Source organism: Armatimonadota bacterium (assembly GCA_036504095.1).
Taxonomy (GTDB): domain Bacteria; phylum Armatimonadota; class DTGP01; order JAKQQT01; family JAKQQT01; genus DASXUL01.
In genome coordinates this window covers 16,458-33,993 of the sequence record DASXVS010000010.1, presented here as the reverse complement: position 1 = coordinate 33,993, position 17,536 = coordinate 16,458, and the positions used below count along the sequence as shown (strand labels likewise).

The 17,536-nt window shown below is 59.0% G+C and carries 11 protein-coding genes and 1 CRISPR repeat array; of the genes, 4 read left to right on the top strand and 7 right to left on the bottom strand.

Annotated elements, in window-relative coordinates; genetic code table 11:
• Positions 1 to 82: 82 nt before the first annotated feature.
• From VGM51_01680 to VGM51_01665, 4 genes are all read left to right on the top strand, one after another.
• Entirely contained in the window at positions 83 to 1,141 is a 1,059-nt protein-coding gene (locus VGM51_01680; GenBank protein HEY3411745.1) for a carbohydrate ABC transporter permease, read from the top strand.
• 138 nt (positions 1,142 to 1,279) lie between these two features.
• Positions 1,280 to 2,635 (top strand): sugar ABC transporter substrate-binding protein, encoded by a 1,356-nt coding sequence (locus VGM51_01675; protein ID HEY3411744.1) that lies wholly within the window; start codon positions 1,280 to 1,282, stop codon positions 2,633 to 2,635.
• Positions 2,617 to 3,534, top strand: a complete 918-nt coding sequence (locus tag VGM51_01670; GenBank protein ID HEY3411743.1) for a sugar ABC transporter permease — start codon at positions 2,617 to 2,619, stop codon at positions 3,532 to 3,534. The genes VGM51_01675 and VGM51_01670 overlap by 19 nt, the downstream gene beginning before the upstream one ends.
• A 79-nt stretch (positions 3,535 to 3,613) precedes the next feature.
• Complete coding sequence (locus VGM51_01665; GenBank protein ID HEY3411742.1) at positions 3,614 to 4,618, top strand: carbohydrate ABC transporter permease; 1,005 nt, start codon at positions 3,614 to 3,616, stop codon at positions 4,616 to 4,618.
• Positions 4,619 to 4,805: 187 nt separating this feature from the next.
• Positions 4,806 to 8,893: direct repeats of the CRISPR family, unit length 37 nt; unit sequence GTTTCAATCCTCACCCGGCGTTTCCGCCGGGTGCAAC.
• Positions 8,894 to 9,022: 129 nt separating this feature from the next.
• Here VGM51_01665 and cas2 read toward each other — a convergent pair.
• Genes cas2 through cas3 form a run of 7 tightly spaced genes read right to left on the bottom strand, consistent with a single transcriptional unit; the run spans position 9,023 to position 16,929 of the window.
• Positions 9,023 to 9,313 carry a CRISPR-associated endonuclease Cas2 gene (gene cas2, locus VGM51_01660; protein HEY3411741.1) on the bottom strand — a complete coding sequence of 97 codons (291 nt, stop codon included), beginning with the start codon at positions 9,311 to 9,313 and terminating at the stop codon, positions 9,023 to 9,025.
• Positions 9,314 to 9,322: 9 nt separating this feature from the next.
• Positions 9,323 to 10,363, bottom strand: a complete 1,041-nt coding sequence (gene cas1c, locus VGM51_01655) for a type I-C CRISPR-associated endonuclease Cas1c (protein HEY3411740.1) — start codon at positions 10,361 to 10,363, stop codon at positions 9,323 to 9,325.
• Positions 10,353 to 10,991, bottom strand: coding sequence for a CRISPR-associated protein Cas4 (gene cas4, locus VGM51_01650; GenBank protein HEY3411739.1), 639 nt, complete (start codon positions 10,989 to 10,991; stop codon positions 10,353 to 10,355). Before cas4 ends, cas1c begins: the two co-directional genes overlap by 11 nt.
• An 11-nt stretch (positions 10,992 to 11,002) precedes the next feature.
• The gene (gene cas7c, locus VGM51_01645) at positions 11,003 to 11,893 is read right to left on the bottom strand and encodes a type I-C CRISPR-associated protein Cas7/Csd2 (GenBank protein HEY3411738.1); all 891 of its coding nucleotides are present in this window, start codon (positions 11,891 to 11,893) and stop codon (positions 11,003 to 11,005) included.
• Between the two features lie 32 nt (positions 11,894 to 11,925).
• On the bottom strand, positions 11,926 to 13,833 hold the full coding sequence (cas8c, locus tag VGM51_01640; protein ID HEY3411737.1) for a type I-C CRISPR-associated protein Cas8c/Csd1: 1,908 nt from the start codon (positions 13,831 to 13,833) through the stop codon (positions 11,926 to 11,928).
• Positions 13,830 to 14,522, bottom strand: a complete 693-nt coding sequence (gene cas5c / locus VGM51_01635) for a type I-C CRISPR-associated protein Cas5c (GenBank protein ID HEY3411736.1) — start codon at positions 14,520 to 14,522, stop codon at positions 13,830 to 13,832. The genes cas8c and cas5c overlap by 4 nt, the downstream gene beginning before the upstream one ends.
• Positions 14,523 to 14,532: 10 nt before the next feature.
• Positions 14,533 to 16,929, bottom strand: a complete 2,397-nt coding sequence (gene cas3 / locus VGM51_01630) for a CRISPR-associated helicase Cas3' (protein ID HEY3411735.1) — start codon at positions 16,927 to 16,929, stop codon at positions 14,533 to 14,535.
• Between the last annotated feature and the right edge of the window lie 607 nt (positions 16,930 to 17,536).

The following is a 17,536-nucleotide window of genomic DNA, read 5'->3' as shown; positions in this document are numbered from 1 at the left end:
ATGAATTATGAATGAAGAATGCCGGGACCGCCAGGCGCTACATTCAACGATCATCTCTTACACTTCCTGACTCATCAGTTTCATGCAGACGACCCTCCCACATACCAAGCGCGGCGAGAAGGCCAACGCCTTTCTCGCGAATATCTTCGCGTACGCCCTGCTGCTCCTCGGCGTTGTTCTGTTCATCATGCCGTTCCTGTTCATGGTCGGCACGGCGCTGAAGCCCGTCGAGGAGACCGCGGAGTACCCTCCCAGCCTTTTCCCGCACAAGCCGGTGATGTTTCACTGGGATCTCACTTCCTACCCGATGGGTCGGCTGCCCGACGGGCGCACCGTCGCGATTGTTGGACCTTCAGGTAACAAGACTGAAGTATTCGACATCAAAGACGGTGTACCGGCTGCGGGTACCAGAAAGGTTCCGCCAGGCGATGTCACGCCTGTGAAGCGCATCGGAGCGCACTGGGAGAACTTCAAGAACGCTCTCACTCAGCCCGGCATGCCTTTCATCGTCTTCCTGAAGAACACGCTCATTATCGTGGTCCTGACCGTCCTGGGCGCGACCCTCAGCGCTGCCCTGTGCGCCTACGGCTTCGCGCGCCTCCGCTTCCGGGGCCGCCAGCCGCTGTTCATCCTGCTTCTCGCCACGATGATGATCCCCGGCCAGGTGACCATGATTCCGGTGTATATCCTCTTCAAGGAGCTGCACTGGATCAATACTTTCCTGCCGCTCATCGTGCCCGCCTGGTTCGGCGGCGGCGCGTTCAGCATCTTCCTGCTGCGCCAGTTCTTCCAGGGCATCCCGTTCGAGATGGAAGAGGCGGCCCGCATCGACGGCTGCGGACCGTTGAGCACGTGGTGGCGCATCATTCTCCCGCTTTCCATCCCCGCGCTCGCCACCATCGCGATCTTCACCTTCATGGGCGCCTGGAACGATTTCATGGGCCCGCTCATCTATGTGAACGACACCGACAAGTTCACGCTGGCGCTTGGTCTGAACCTCTTCAAGGGCCAGTACGGAACGGATACGCCGCACCTGATGATGGCCGCTACTCTGGTGGTGCTGATGCCCGTGCTGATCCTGTTCTTCGTCGCTCAGAAGCAGTTCATCCAAGGCATCGTCGTCAGCGGCGTCAAGGGCTGATTGGCAGGGATTCGGGTGTCTCTCGCCGGCACATCCGGTCCGCCGGGCCGCGGTGCATTCGCTCTTGACTATTCTGATGGGGCGTGTAGAATACTGTCGTACCTTTCGCCTGTCCAGTTCGCGTCACGCGTTCGTACCATGAAGGATCCGAACCGCTATCTCTTCCCGGCGTTTCTGATCGTCCTCGGCCTTACCGCCGCGGCAGCCGTAGCGCTGCTCCTCGGAGGCGGGCGCCGGGTCGCCGGAGGCTGGGATCGCAAGCCTGGCGAGATCATCTTCACCGGCTGGGGCGGCCCGGAAGAGAAGGCCGTCTTCCGCACACTGGTCGACGAATTTGAGCGTGAAAACCCCGACATCCACGTACGCTACATCCAGGTCCCGCAGAACTACATGCAGAAGCTGCAGATCATGATGGCGGGCGGGACCCCGCCGGACGTGTTCTACATTCCTGACGGAGATTTCCCTGCGTTCGTTGTGAAGGATGCGATGTGCCCCCTCACCGATTTCATTGCGAAGAGCGCTGTGATCAAACTCCCAGAGTTCTGGCCCAGCGCGCTTTCCCGGTATCGGTACGACCCCGCAGAGAGAATGCTTGGGCGTGGGACCCTGTATGCGCTTCCGAAGGACATTGGGCCGTTCGCGATGTACTACAACAAAGACCTCTTCCGCCGCGGGGGCATACCGTTCCCCTCCGCAACGAAGCCATATACGTGGGACGAGGCGGTGACCGTGTGGAAACGCCTCACCGTACCGAACCGGAAGTACCCGCGCGTCATGGACCAGTTCGGCATCGCGGCTTTCACTTGGGAATCGGCAGTCTGGTCGCTTGGCGGCGAAGTCATAAGCAAAGACGGGCGGCGCTTCATGATGGCCGACGATCCGCGAACCGTGGAAGGCATGCAGTGGGTGGCGGACCTCGCGCTGAAGTACCATTGCGCCCCCACGCCCCGGGAAAGCCGATCGTTCGACCCGGGGCCGATGTTCGACACCGGGAAACTGGCATGCATCATCACGGGTCGCTGGGCCGTGCCACATTACCGCACGCTGAATTTCGACTGGGATGTGGCCCCGATCCCGGTCAATCCCAGGACGCGAAAGCCTGCCGGCTGGTCCGGCTCCGTGGGCCTTGGCATCGCGCGCGATTGCCCGAACAAGGCCGCTGCGTGGCGGTTCGTGGAGTTTCTGGCCGGACCCCGCGGGCAGGCGGTACAATCGCTGCAGGGATTTCAGATACCGAATCAGCGAGCGCTGGCGTATACGGATGTCTTCCTTCAGCGTGACAAGCGGCCGCGGCATGCCGAAGTCTTCATCCAGGGAGCGATCAACCAGCGCCCAGGCATCGCCACGCTGGCGCCGACAACGGAGTGGCTGGACGAGTTCGGACAGCGGATGACGCCGGTCTGGGACGGCCGGCTGAGCGCGGCCAAAGGCCTGAAGCTCATGAAGCCGTACGTTCAGAAAGGACTGGACAACTCGTGGCAGATGGACCAGTGAGCCGGCGGTCGGTGAAGCGTGGCGCCATGGCCCGCCGCGAGGCGCTGTGGGGCTATCTGTTCGTCACCCCGCCCCTGCTGGGGTTCCTCATCTTCGGGTTTATCCCCATCCTCATGTCGCTGGCCCTGGCGTTCGCCAAGTGGGACATGTTCCGTCCACCCCGCTTTGCCGGCGTGAGCAACTTCGCCCGCATCGGCGCGGACGAGATCGTCGCGAAGAGCTTCGTCAATACGCTGGTCTTCTTCATCGGCGTGCCGATTGGCATGGCGCTGTCGCTTCTGCTGGCGCTGGCGCTCAACCGGAAGATCCGTGGAATCAACTGGTACCGCGCCATCTATTACCTGCCCGCGGTGAGTTCGATGGTCGCAATCGCGCTGCTGTGGCAGTGGATATTCAACCCCGAGAAGGGCCTGCTGAACATGGAGCTCCTGAAGCTGGGCGTTAAGGGCCCTGAATGGCTTCAGGACCCACTCTGGGTGAAGCCGGCGCTCATATTGATGGGGGTATGGGGCGGGTTGGGGCCGAACCTCATCCTGTTTCTCGCGGGCCTTCAAGGGGTCCCGCAGAGCCTTTACGAGGCCGCGTCGATTGACGGCGCGAAGCCGTGGCAGCAGTTTCTCTACGTTACGTGGCCGATGCTGACGCCGACCACGTTCTTCATCAGTGTGATGGGCGCCATCGGCGCATTCCAGTATTTCGGGCAGATCTACATCATGACGCAGGGTGGCCCGGAGCACGCGAGCACAAGCTATATGTTCTACCTGTGGCAGCAGGCGTTCACGTATTACCGCATGGGCTACGCCAGCGCCCTTGCGTGGGTCCTTGGCATCATCATCATCGGCGTGACGATCGTTCAGTTCCGCGTCGCGAACCGCTGGGTCTTCTATGAGACGGTGTAGCGGCAAACGATGAATGATGAACGATGAGCGATGAATGGCAGAATCCTGAATCCCGAACCCTGAATCCTGAATCCTGAACATGGCTAGTTCATTCCAGTCACAAAAGCGGTTCACGCGAATGTGGAACGTCATCACTCACTGCCTCCTGCTTGCAGGCACGGTGCTGATGGTCGCGCCGTTCGTGTGGATGCTCTCGACTTCCCTCAAGACCGAGGGCAACATCTTCACGCCTCTGCCGGAATGGCTCCCGCGCCAGACTTTCACGTATGTCGTGCTGGACGGGGTCAAGACGATGGTGGACACAGTCGTTGTGGAAAACGAGAACGGCCGGTCCCAGGTTCGGATAAGGGGCCGCGCAGAGGCCGTGGATGTGCCGGCATCGGCGGTGGTGAAAGAGACCAGGATCGCGCCCGCGTGGGAGAACTACAAGGAGGTCGTGGACACGGTGCCGTTCTTTCAGGGCGTTCGGAATACGCTGCTGATCACGCTCATCGGCCTTATCGGCGGGTTGTTCACGACGAGCCTGTCCGCCTATGCTTTCGCCAAACTGCGCTTTCCCGGGCGCGACGCCTTGTTCTATGCGATCCTCGGCACGATGATGATCCCCGGCGTGGTCACGATGCTGCCGACGTTCATCCTGTTCCGGCAGGCGGGCTGGATCAATACGTTCCGCCCGCTCATCGTCCCGGCCCTGTTCGGCGGCGCGTGGGGCATCTTTTTGATGCGCCAGCACATGAAGACGATCCCCGATGAATTGGAAGACGCCAGCCGGATCGACGGGTGCAACCCATTTCAGACCTGGTGGAAACTGATGATGCCGTTGTGCAAGCCCGTGTTGGCCACACTGGGCATTTTCGGTTTCATGGGTGGCTGGAACGACTTCATGGGGCCGCTGATCTACCTGAACGATCCCAGCAAGTTCACGCTGCAATTGCTACTGGCCAGCTTCAGCAGCTACTACAGCACCAAGACTAACCTTCTGATGGCCGGCAGCATGATGAGCCTCATCCCCGTGCTGGTCCTCTTCTTCGCCGCACAAAGGTACTTCGTTCAGGGCATCACGCTCACGGGCGTCAAACGTTGAAAAGTACACATAATATTACGTGCTCAAATCGCTTCTGTTCCGCAGGTCTCGGACGGTGGGTGTGACCAGGCAGTTACAGCAACGCGTTTCAGTCCTCACCGGACTCGAGGGCCCGATGCAGCAAGCGCGCAAGGGGTTTACATCGGAAGCAACATTCATGCCCGTAAGCGACGAACCCGTCTGGTATGTTTCAATCCTCACCCGGCGTTTCCGCCGGGTGCAACCCGGGTACAGTTTCGCTAAGACGTCACGGTACTTGTTTCAATCCTCACCCGGCGTTTCCGCCGGGTGCAACATCGGGGTATTTGAGTAGGGATTCATACACGTAATCGTTTCAATCCTCACCCGGCGTTTCCGCCGGGTGCAACTACAGGCGGGAAGGGGGGTTGCACTCATTCAAAGCCGTTTCAATCCTCACCCGGCGTTTCCGCCGGGTGCAACGCAAGGGCCGCGCACCCGTTCATCTCCACCGAGCTTGTTTCAATCCTCACCCGGCGTTTCCGCCGGGTGCAACCTGTGCGTTGTTTGCGCGGTCGCCGGAAGAGTTTGTTTCAATCCTCACCCGGCGTTTCCGCCGGGTGCAACCGCCTACGCCGCCGGAGGCGTTACCGTCGCCATGTTGTTTCAATCCTCACCCGGCGTTTCCGCCGGGTGCAACGTAACTATGAATCGTTCGACGTGCAAGCGACGGCCGTTTCAATCCTCACCCGGCGTTTCCGCCGGGTGCAACCAACCCGGCGGAACACCCCGCCGCCATCCTCTATGTTTCAATCCTCACCCGGCGTTTCCGCCGGGTGCAACGCTACGATACGCAGTATGTGCGCCTCCATCTCCAGTTTCAATCCTCACCCGGCGTTTCCGCCGGGTGCAACGCGAGGAGCACACGATTCCCGCCATCCTCGAACGTTTGTTTCAATCCTCACCCGGCGTTTCCGCCGGGTGCAACATACAGTCACCCGCCCTTTTAGATAACTGATGAAGCCGTTTCAATCCTCACCCGGCGTTTCCGCCGGGTGCAACGCGTCGGCAAGCCACTTGAACAACCCCACAAGCAGACGTTTCAATCCTCACCCGGCGTTTCCGCCGGGTGCAACATACGCGGCCAAAAAGAGCAAAAACAAAGCGATCCCGTTTCAATCCTCACCCGGCGTTTCCGCCGGGTGCAACCCTCATACCACGCACGCGACACCCAACGACGCAGAAGTTTCAATCCTCACCCGGCGTTTCCGCCGGGTGCAACGCCGCTCGCCGTTGCGTAAAACCCACCGTTGTGCTAGTTTCAATCCTCACCCGGCGTTTCCGCCGGGTGCAACGAGGGCCGCGGCGAACGCCCGCGCGTTGTCCGGCGGGTTTCAATCCTCACCCGGCGTTTCCGCCGGGTGCAACTCGTTTGCCCCGTATCTTGGACGGACCCTGCGAAAGTTACAATCCTCACCCGGCGTTTCCGCCGGGTGCAACGACGCAAACGCGCCAGCCCCGGCTGCGGAGACGGTGTTTCAATCCTCACCCGGCGTTTCCGCCGGGTGCAACACATGGATGGCTTACCGCCGGTTGCGCTTTCCAGTGGTTTCAATCCTCACCCGGCGTTTCCGCCGGGTGCAACGGCCGTATCGGTATACCCGGCAACGGTATAGGAGTTTCAATCCTCACCCGGCGTTTCCGCCGGGTGCAACGCCGGCGACCCCCAACATCTATGCCGCGATCAAAGCGTTTCAATCCTCACCCGGCGTTTCCGCCGGGTGCAACAATGATGCCACCGGGAGCCAATCATCGAGCCTTAGGTTTCAATCCTCACCCGGCGTTTCCGCCGGGTGCAACCCCTACCTCGTACGAATCCAATCATTGAGACTATGTTTCAATCCTCACCCGGCGTTTCCGCCGGGTGCAACCCGGATTGCCGGAGCGTGTCCATCGCTGTTCTGTGTTTCAATCCTCACCCGGCGTTTCCGCCGGGTGCAACGCACGCTACGTTTAAGATGTTCGACTTGGATTCCGGGTTTCAATCCTCACCCGGCGTTTCCGCCGGGTGCAACGGCTCCTGCCCAAGAGCGGCCACAGGCGCAGCGGGACGTTTCAATCCTCACCCGGCGTTTCCGCCGGGTGCAACCGACGATAGCGCGCCGGCACCGTGGCCGACGGACAGCGTTTCAATCCTCACCCGGCGTTTCCGCCGGGTGCAACGGAGCGGGGGCGAGCTGCTAATCCAAGTGCTCACGATGTTTCAATCCTCACCCGGCGTTTCCGCCGGGTGCAACGATGCGTCCACCGCCCCGCAGGAGAGACCACACGAGTTTCAATCCTCACCCGGCGTTTCCGCCGGGTGCAACACAGCGAAGCCTGGACGACGGGACGAGTCCGAACAGGTTTCAATCCTCACCCGGCGTTTCCGCCGGGTGCAACGTGACGATGTAAAGCGGCTAGCCTCAGTCGCTGATGTTTCAATCCTCACCCGGCGTTTCCGCCGGGTGCAACCACAACAACGCCGTCCCTCATAAAGTCGGTAAACGGTTTCAATCCTCACCCGGCGTTTCCGCCGGGTGCAACCGCTGGGGACACGTCGATTTACAGCCTAAACGACGTTTCAATCCTCACCCGGCGTTTCCGCCGGGTGCAACCTGGTTGTACCCTCCGCGCGAATCCGTCCACGCCGGGTTTCAATCCTCACCCGGCGTTTCCGCCGGGTGCAACTTGTGGACCTGACCGGACTGATGGACGACGAAGACGTTTCAATCCTCACCCGGCGTTTCCGCCGGGTGCAACTGGTAAATCGCTGGGTTTTTTCGCTTGCCGTTCAGCGTTTCAATCCTCACCCGGCGTTTCCGCCGGGTGCAACCTGCACGGGCCGTGTTGATGGCCCTGGACCGAATCCCGTTTCAATCCTCACCCGGCGTTTCCGCCGGGTGCAACACGGCCGTCTTCGGCGCGGCCGCATCGAGCATCCTGTTTCAATCCTCACCCGGCGTTTCCGCCGGGTGCAACGCAAGGACCTGGTCGAGCACGCGAACAGCGTGATGTTTCAATCCTCACCCGGCGTTTCCGCCGGGTGCAACGCTATATCCCGCGCCGATCATCTGATTGGATCGAGCGTTTCAATCCTCACCCGGCGTTTCCGCCGGGTGCAACATGCGTTTCGATCGGTTCCGGATCTGGAGATGGGTGTTTCAATCCTCACCCGGCGTTTCCGCCGGGTGCAACGTGGTTTGGGGATTTACAGGTCGTTTCGGCTCTGGAAGTTTCAATCCTCACCCGGCGTTTCCGCCGGGTGCAACGCACACCTATTCGACTGGGGTGGTCAATGCGTATGTTTCAATCCTCACCCGGCGTTTCCGCCGGGTGCAACATCACCTTGCATCTCCAGCCGTCCTGCTCGATGTAGTTTCAATCCTCACCCGGCGTTTCCGCCGGGTGCAACTTGGGATTTCGCACAGATCGGCGCTTTCTGGCTCGTTTCAATCCTCACCCGGCGTTTCCGCCGGGTGCAACGTGTCGATCGAAAAACGTGTCTACCGCCTTGGTGGGTTTCAATCCTCACCCGGCGTTTCCGCCGGGTGCAACCCTCGAGGAGCGATGATCGAGGATATTGTCCGGTTAGTTTCAATCCTCACCCGGCGTTTCCGCCGGGTGCAACCGTCCACCGGTCCACAAGACGTTTGAGTCGTCTTGTTTCAATCCTCACCCGGCGTTTCCGCCGGGTGCAACACCATGGCCGCCTCAAGGGCACGAACCATTTTCTTGTTTCAATCCTCACCCGGCGTTTCCGCCGGGTGCAACTGTATGGCATTGTGATCCACTTGCGGGTGGTCAAGTTTCAATCCTCACCCGGCGTTTCCGCCGGGTGCAACACAAGACGTTTCAGGCGGTCGGTGGTGGCCGGCGGGGTTTCAATCCTCACCCGGCGTTTCCGCCGGGTGCAACCATCTTTAGGACGGCTGAGGATGGGAGGTGATATGGTTTCAATCCTCACCCGGCGTTTCCGCCGGGTGCAACCGGCAGGGACGTACACGGATAATCGTGGCACGGAAGTTTCAATCCTCACCCGGCGTTTCCGCCGGGTGCAACCTGTGCGGGTCTTGACCGTAATCAAAGCACGTCTTGTTTCAATCCTCACCCGGCGTTTCCGCCGGGTGCAACTCCCGGTGTGCTTCAGGATGGCATCCCGCAGGCGCTGTTTCAATCCTCACCCGGCGTTTCCGCCGGGTGCAACATGAAGGAATTGGAAATAATGTAATGAAAAGAATGTTTCAATCCTCACCCGGCGTTTCCGCCGGGTGCAACGGCCATTTTACGCGTGGAAATCTGGGCTGGCCAACCCGACTTCCCACGTCTCCATCGACAAACCTCCTCTGTTGAGCGTCGGCTCCGCCGCGAATGCCGCGCTCATGCTTGAATCACTTCCGTTTCGCGCTATACCACCAGCGGATCGTGGAAGTCGATGTACATGTCCCGACCGTGCGCTTCCAGGTAATCCTTGCGGGGGCCCTTGAGGTAGTAGATCCGAAGGTTGTCTTCCTTCTCGTCCATGATGCTCAGCGCTTTTTGACGCAGCTTCTCCATTTGGGTATCCGTCACACTGCACTCGAAGACCGAAAATTGAACCCGTTGCCCGAAGTTCTTGCACGCCTTGGCAACGCGTCGCAACCGGCTCCGACCCTCCTTTGTGAGCGAGTTGACGTCATACGAGATCAGGATGTCCATCGTGTGCCTTTATGTGCTCAGATAAGGGGGATATGCCGCCAGGTCGCCCCGAAGGTGGCGTGCCAGAAGCCTCGCCTGCAGGTGGGGGACCAATCCCAGCGGCATCGTGGTTTTCAGGAACGGGTGCCCGACGTTTTCCTGCTTCCGCCTCTGATAGGCTTCCAGCACGATGCGGCGCCCCGCATCATTCAGGAGCACGCTGCCACCTGCGTCCTCCCGAACGTTGAAATGTTCCGCCTTCAATTGGCGGCGGTTGATGAGGTTAAGCGCGAGCCGATCAACAATGCAGCTCCGGAACTCCTCCATCAGGTCGAGGGCCAGTGCCGGACGCCCGGGCCGAAGGGCATGGAGATATCCGAACTGCGAATCCAGGCCCACGCCGGAGGCCGCTGCCACGCAATCGGATGTGAGAAGCGCGTAAAGGAACGAGAGCAACGCATTCACCCTGTCGCGCGGTGGGCGGCGGGTGCGGAACTGGAAAGAGAAATGGGCCGCCGGCGCGCTGATGAGGAGGCCGAATACGCCGAAGTACGCGGACGCGGCCTGTCCTTCGAGTCCTCGTGCCTCGTCCACTGTCCGACAGTCTCTCAGGAGCGGCACCACGCCTGCCATCTCTGCCGCCGCTCCTCGCAGCGCGTTCGCGATATCCTCGATATTGGTGTCTCTGGCCCCGCGCATGACGGTCTGCCGCGCATTGCGTATCTTGGCGGCAACGATGGCGGCGGCAATCGCAACGCTCTTTTCTTCGGACCGGTAGGCGTCATACTGCGCCGCTCTCAGCAGCACATTACCGCTTTCCGGGCCCACTACGCGGCAACGGAACCGGCCGGAATAGTCAAGGAAGGTGACCTCGCGCCCCTCAGATACGCATTTGGCCATCGCCTGCGACGACATCTGAGCATGACCGAAGAGGACGACGGCGCCGAGGTGAAGGGCGGGGACCTGCAACACCTTCTTTCCCTCGCGCTCGACTTGCAGGGTTTCACCTTCCAGCCGAACGAAGCAATCCGGTTGGGTGACGAACAGTGTGTTGAGCAGCTCACGCGGCATCGTGCGCCTCCTCTTTGGGAATGCTGAAGACATCTCGTGGTTTCGCGGCGGCAACGAGCGCGGCGGGGATGCATGCTTCCACGAGCGAACATGTGGGGCAACGGGCATCATCGACCGGTGGCGGCATCGAACCCTGCGCCAAGACGGCCCTGATCGCCTCCACCGTTTGGTTCATACGCCCCCGCAGGTCCTGCGTGAAGGTCACCTCCCGCCTGCGTTTGGACTTGATTGAAAAAACGGCGCCCTTGGCGACGGATACCCCGAGTATCTCCTCTAGACACACCGCATAGGCGCAGAGCTGGAGGTCTACGTGGCGGCTGGGGCGGCGCGGCCCGTGTTTGTACTCGACGGGGATCACGGCGCCGTTTGGGTGGAACTCCACCAGGTCGGCGACGCCGAAGAGCCCCTGGGATTCCGACCACACCGGGAGGGCGCGTTCCATTCGAACGTCGCCCTCCATTGTGGTTGTTGCCTCGCTGACGCGTGCGTGCGCCTGCTGACCGCGGAGAGTGAACACGTTTTCATCGAAAACGCGCTCCACATGGATCAGTGCGCACTGTCGCGGGCAGTATGAGTAGTGCTCAATTGCCGAGATGAGGACTTCGTCCAAGCGTCCGATATGCCTCATTGCATTCGCGTTCACTTTCCGTCGATGATTTCGGGTCTGGGCCAGTTGTCGATACTATCTGAAGGCCCGGTGCCAGTGGCGAACACAAGAAGGTTCTCCGCATCATCGGTATCATTGACAGTCAGGCTCCTGTGCACCTTCGCCGAAGACGCTTGTCCGCTCGCGCAGTTGTGCTTCCACCAAATCACTTTCAGCACTTCCATACTCCCTTCAGGCCGAGCAGACGATGCGTCATTCTCAAACAGTCGTGGTAATACCGATTTGATGGCTTCGGCGTCTGCATCACTGAATCCGGTTCTTACGGCCAGTTGGGGATTCATACTCCCGAAGAAGACGTAGGTACCGCAGTCAACGCGGTGCTTCATGCCCATCGTGTCAGAACCTCTCTTGGACCCGTCTCCCTCGCCGCTTACACTCTTAGTGATCTGAATGCTCGTAATGCTAACAGGCGACACACTAAACGCCGACTGTACACTTACTGGGCCGCGAATGCCGATGGAAACGGACTTATCGTCGGGAGCACCTTCGGCATCCTGGCCTTTTCCCTTTTTGCTGCCAGATGCCTGAAATGCGAATAGCTGCCCGAAGGTACGAACGTCCATCCATGTCTTACAGGCCATTTTGGCGGATTCCTCGCGAGTCTTGACGCCTTTGAGGATGGCATCGGCGCGAGACCGCAAACTGACATGGTTGTCGGTCTTTCGATCGTCCGATTGTACGAAGATGGCCTGGCCTGAGTCCATCAGACGGTCTCGGATTTTCCGCTTAAGGCAAACATCAGATAGTTCCCCCAACCCGTCGTAGGTTGTACGAGGGCGGTTACCGTTAAGAGGATCGCCGTTCGGGTTGGCATTGGTTACCCGGAAAACTACTGCGAAATCGATCTTGTTGCTCAGACTCATCTCACTCTCCTTGTTTGAGGTATTCTCCGTGCCTATTCATCGTCGTTCGGGTCCGAATCGTCATCGTCCTTGGTTGGCTTCGAGCGCAGGTCCGCCCTCTGGCAGTGGTAACCCAGAAGGAACTCGCCGGTCAGGCGACGGTCGCACGTGAATTCGTCGGTAATGAAGAGGTCCATCACCGAGTCCATCTCACGTTTGACTCCATACAGAAAGCCCGGGCTCTTCGTGCTCAAACGCACGCAGTATGGGGTCAGTGCCGTTTCCAACAGAAGCCACGTTGCATATGGACGGTCCGAAAATCGTTGCGTCAGTTTTTCGGCGTTGGTCGCCCGTTTCTCATCGCCGTAAGACAGCGCCCGCCTCTCCAGGTGTTCGGCCAGGGCCAGCAGACGGCCGTAAAGGTAATCCCTGGAGTTTCGCTCTCGATTAAGTGCCATCGCATATCCCCTTTCTTTGTGCGTGTATCTGAAAAGTGCGCAAGCAATGCCAAGGGACTTCTCCCATTCCCAACATTCGCTGCTGTTCGGCTTGATCCCATTCCGGTTGGCTGCCCGATTCACGCAAGAATCGACAAGGTCGCTGGGAATCGGCGCACCATCAACGATGCAGGGAAGGAGCCGTTCCACCGTTGCCTTTCGCAGATTGCCGTCGAGCCGACTGCCAAATGCGGCCTCGGCGATGTCGCGCGGAGCCGGCGCGCCGACAAACACCCTGTCCTTGCCGAAGCGCTGCAACCAGGAACACTCTTCGTGCCATGACTGCACGCGTCTGAGCAACTCGGAAGCGGTAAGGTCCCGATAGTAGCGAATTGCCATCCGGCCTGGCGTGGCCGAATCGAGACCAATCACCGAGACACTGTCAGTGTTGTTTAGTGTCGCGGAATAGCCGGCAATTCTGGTAGACAGCGCATGTCCCACTTCCTGGGCCGTATAGCCAGAGTCTGTCGGGATTGGATCTTGATCTCCGCCGAAAAGAAGGGCGAAGGTGTCAGCGCAAGGGTCAGGGACGTTGGCGCCGCTGATCGCCCATGCGACAATGGCTTGGTCTCCATCGCGGTATCCCTGGCGCGCGATCAGCCAGCGAAGCGCGTTGTGTGCCTTGTGTGTGATATCGACTCCAATGCCGCACGCTTCACGAGCGTCTGTGAACTTCCCACGATAGGTGAATCCGGCACTGTCGTTGGACGAGACCAGTTTCGCGCCGTCGCCCGGATACCGAATGAACTTCGGGTGATTGTGCGCAAGGCGACTCGTTTTGCCTGTCACCATGCACACTCCATAAGAGTCGCTTCGCGAGGTTCTGTAGTAATCCCGCCAGGAATCTCTCAGGCGTGGGGAGAGCCAGAGATGAGACTGCGGGTCTCCAGGTATTTCAACCGAGAACCGCACAAATGCGGTTGCCTGATTATTACCGGAGACGGCCTTGAATATCGGGTAGGGCTTCGATGAATCCTTCGTTCTCTCAGCCAGTTTCTCGCCAGACGCCCAGAGCACTTTGAACTCCACGAGGTCCGAGATCAACAGGCCTTTTCGCAGGTAGGTCAAGACCGAACGAAGTTGTTGATCGCGGGACCAGGTAACCCAGCCATCAAGCCCAGCGATATAATCCTCAAACCCCGACTCATTCTTCTCCTTCCTTGGGTTGCCGCCCCAGCGCAGATAGTCACCGGCGACATATTGCAGCGTGTCACAAAGAGCATGCGGGGCGATTTTGCCTCCAGACCTGCCTGCGGATTCCTCCGTCGCAGGGATGATCGTCCGCGCGTCATCCTTGGAGACGACGGCTGCCCGCAGGAAATTGCCATCCCCATCGAGCACCACATCGACCTGCGCGTTTTGGAGGCTGTGGAATAGCGGCAGCAGAGGTATGTCATCGTTTCGGTCTCCAACGTGCTCGCTGTTGTTCTCGTAAGTCCTGCACAGGTTATCCAGCCAGCTCATTTCAGCAATCCCTCCTCTTGAAGACCGACGGAACTTGGCGGGTTTGGTATCATTTCCCGCACAAATCTCCGCACTGTGCAGTCTTCGGGGCGCGGGAATGTTACTATTCCGTCTGTCATTACCGGCTTCCAGAATCGGCTGTGGAGTTCGTTAGTGCCAGTCTCGTCGGGGTAGTCGAAGCCGTGGAACATCAGACCGTAGGCGAGTTCGCCAGCGTCATCGTAATGGCCGGTCCCTTCCCCGAAAACACATGGTTCGACATATCCCTGGCACTCACGTGCGCCCAGAAAGACATCTTGCCGGCCGCCCTTTTCCACCATCCTCTGCGCGACATGCCAGTGTTTGTCCGTGTCGCGATCCTCTTGCAGGTCCTCTCGGAACGGGTTCCACTTGAAATGCGCCGCCACCTGATACTCGACATCGGCCAGATAGGTATAGATCGCTAAGGTGTTTCCGCCGCCGTATTCCAGGGGTTTCATGCTTTTCGATTGCGTGCGGATGCGCCGCACAACACGCACCCTGTCGATGACCCACACGAAGGTTGGTTTCCAGTAGACCGACTTCGCAATCCCTTTCAGCGCCTCATAAGTTGGGAGGTGATACGTACTCTTCTCCCCGCCGATCTTGGTAATTGGATCGGTGAACAACGCAAATCGCGCCGAAACCTTGAATTCGATGGCATCCTTCATACTCTCCTCCTTACACGATGAGCGGCGAGAGATCTGAAACCGGTTCCAGGCTCACGCCGAATTCATCGCTGTAGTAGCGTTCGTCAAGGTATTGAATACCGCTTCCTTCCCAAAACTCTCTGAGCGCATCCCGCCGTGTCAACTCCTGGATCTCGTGTGGATACAGATTCACGGAATACCGTTGCGCTCGCTTCAGCAAGAGGCGTCTCTCTTCCATTCGAGAGGCCGCGAGCAATTCCGCGATGATGCTCCTGCCCTGTTCGCCGTAAGGCACGACCACGCCTTCAGTGGGAGCGTCAATGGCTTTGAATGCACTTCCGGCGGCCCCAAATGACTGACGAAGGAGGTGTTGGGGGGCTGTCTTCGTCGATCGTTTGTACGCTTCGACAGACAGGCGGTTTGTTGACAGTAATGACAGCAGATCGTCCTTCCTCCCGGCTTCGCTGAGCGTTACGGGATAAGCCATTTCGTGTGCTCGCTCGAAGAAGTAGTACTGATAGAAGCGAGTCATCGCCGCCGGACTCTGCAGATCGTTGTCGAACTGAGCAGGGTCGGCGCGGAATTCACTCAGTACACGCTGGGCAACATTCCTCGCAATCCTAACCTCAGGTAATCGGTCGAGGTTTTCGTTTGCCGGGTTGATGACAAGTACTTGCCCTGTATCCTGTAGGCCGTTTCGATTGCAGCGTCCGGCGGCTTGAGCGATGGAATCAAGGCCTGTCAGATAGCGGATGACGCTGCCGAAGTCCACGTCAACGCCGGCCTCGATCAGCGAGGTGCTGACGCATATCACGGGCACGCGCCGTTTTTGATTCAGGCAGATATTGATCTTGCTGAACACGGATTCACGATGAGCGGCGCACATGCTCGTGGTGAGGTGATACACAAGAGTTGCCTTATCCTGCAAGTCTTGGAAGAGTTCCCTTGCCTGGCCCTTGGTGTTGACAATCACCAGTACGCTGCTGGCTTCCGTCAACCGCTCAAGAGCCAATTCCTTGACCTCGGCTCTCGACCATCCTCCCGCCTTGCATCGGTCTTCAATTGTTGTTCGCTTGAGCGCTTTGAACAAACCCTTTGTGTCAGGGACCATTTGGCATGAAGGTGTTAATCCTGCCGCTCCCTTGGTCGCGTCAACCTGGTCGAGAAGCGGTTGGGTCGCCGTGCAGAACACGACTGTCGATCCGCACTGCCTGGCGAGAAAGTTGATGGCGTTGTTAAAGAGGTGAACGGTTCGAATCGGAATTGTTTGGATCTCGTCGAAGACAATGATGGAATTGGCCAGTTGGTGAAGGCGCCGTACTCCCCTTGTACCGCCAGCGAAGAGTGCTTCGAGCAACTGAACAGCAGTTGTGAATATGATCGGAGCGTCCCAGTTTTCAGACAGCAGCTTATTCTGGCGAGTCTCCCGTTCGGGGGTTAGATTTGAGTGGTGCTCAAGAACTATCGTTTCGCCCCGGTTTTCGAGAAACGCGAACACAGAGCGGGCAACGCGGGCGTTCTGGTCGATGATCGACGTGTAGGGCACAACGTAGACAATGCGGTCCATTTGGCACCGGTCAGCATGGTGGAGCGCGAATCGAAGGCTCGCAAGGGTCTTGCCTCCTCCAGTAGGTACGGTCAGTTGGTATATCCCGTTCTCCCGCTTTGCGAATTCAAGGCAGGACAGTGAGACACCGGATCGGATCTCGTCTATTTGACGGTCACCAGAGAGAGACCTAAGGTTGGCTTCAAGTACGTCAACCAAATGAGGCCATTGCGGTTTTGGCAAGGGCTTGCGCCCTGCGGAATTCAGACGATCGGCGTCGATCAACCCGCTGAACAGGAAGCGGGTGAGGAAACCAAGGTTGAAGTCACGGACGAGTTGCGGCTGCGTCCCGTCAAGTACCTGTTCCAACCGTTCTCGGAACTCGTCAACCATTGTTGAAGATTCGAGTGGGCGGATCAGATTTTCCAGGATGCCGCCGTCGAACCCGTCTCCTGCGGGTTCAGTTGGTTTTGCCAGACGCTTGCTGAGAATATCTACTCCATCGGGCGCAACAGAATCGACCAATCCGGAGTGATGGGAAGCAATGCAGAGGGCAATGATCTCGCAGGCAAGGTGCCTGAAGGGCGAATCACCGCGCTCACTCCAAATGCGTTGTGCTCCGGCAGTCGAGTGATCGGGCCCGTGCGGCGGCGGAGGTGGCCCTCCATGCATTGCGGCATCACACCGAGTGAGGTAATCTTGAAAACCGTCACTAGCCTTGCCAATGTCGTGTAGGCGCCCCATCCATGCAGCGGTTTCCCCGAAACCTAACGGTTCCCCGAACTTGCGACACAGCTCAGATACTTCACGCAGGTGGTCTTCGAGCGTTTGCCATCGGCCGTCGTCGTTTGGTGTGTGGGCTGCAAAGCGTGGTTTCGGCATCGTGGTGTTCCTCACTGAACCCATGGTATGGGTAGCGCATGGACAGCACTATGTCCATGCCTGGTGTGAATATGTGGGGACGCAACTTAGGACCACGCACGGACCGAGATACAGATGCTTGAATTTGACGACGCTTCACGTAGAAAGGTGGGTACGGAGAGAATCGTGCGGTGCTATGAAGGTTAACTCCGAAGCCACATCTAGAAACACTCATTCGTCCCCGTGTTCATGGCTTGAACTGTGCGGGACTGTAGATTTTTCACGTGGAATCCCAGGCGTTTGCGGCCAATAGTCACCCTCGGGGCCGGCCTAGCGCCTCGTGACAAACCTGGCGATCGACGCTTGGAGACTGTCGCCGGGGCTTAGAGAAATGCTCGGCGAAAGATGGCGCCTCGGTCGTTCGGTGGCCAGGCGGTGTGACCCATTCGTCGAGCACCAACGACGAACCTTCGACCAGTGGGGCGAGGTAGATTACGTGGGTGCAAACCGCCGCAGCGAATTCGGCATGGCTGGCGGGCTGTCTAGGCGCAGCTTTGATGACCCATCGCGTGCACTACTTGGCGCATCGGGAACGGAGGAACTACACTCACCGTGACGAATGCGTCTT

Bases quoted from the DNA above. Each gene is read 5' to 3' on its own strand.
- VGM51_01680 (HEY3411745.1), top strand. From the start codon at position 83: ATGCAGACGACCCTCCCACATACCAAGCGCGGCGAGAAGGCCAACGCC.
- VGM51_01675 (HEY3411744.1), top strand. From the start codon at position 1,280: ATGAAGGATCCGAACCGCTATCTCTTCCCGGCGTTTCTGATCGTCCTC.
- VGM51_01665 (HEY3411742.1), top strand. From the start codon at position 3,614: ATGGCTAGTTCATTCCAGTCACAAAAGCGGTTCACGCGAATGTGGAAC.
- cas2 (HEY3411741.1), bottom strand. From the start codon at position 9,313: ATGGACATCCTGATCTCGTATGACGTCAACTCGCTCACAAAGGAGGGT.
- cas1c (HEY3411740.1), bottom strand. From the start codon at position 10,363: ATGCCGCGTGAGCTGCTCAACACACTGTTCGTCACCCAACCGGATTGC.
- cas4 (HEY3411739.1), bottom strand. From the start codon at position 10,991: ATGAGGCATATCGGACGCTTGGACGAAGTCCTCATCTCGGCAATTGAG.
- cas7c (HEY3411738.1), bottom strand. From the start codon at position 11,893: ATGAGTCTGAGCAACAAGATCGATTTCGCAGTAGTTTTCCGGGTAACC.
- cas8c (HEY3411737.1), bottom strand. From the start codon at position 13,833: ATGAGCTGGCTGGATAACCTGTGCAGGACTTACGAGAACAACAGCGAG.
- cas5c (HEY3411736.1), bottom strand. From the start codon at position 14,522: ATGAAGGATGCCATCGAATTCAAGGTTTCGGCGCGATTTGCGTTGTTC.
- cas3 (HEY3411735.1), bottom strand. From the start codon at position 16,929: ATGCCGAAACCACGCTTTGCAGCCCACACACCAAACGACGACGGCCGA.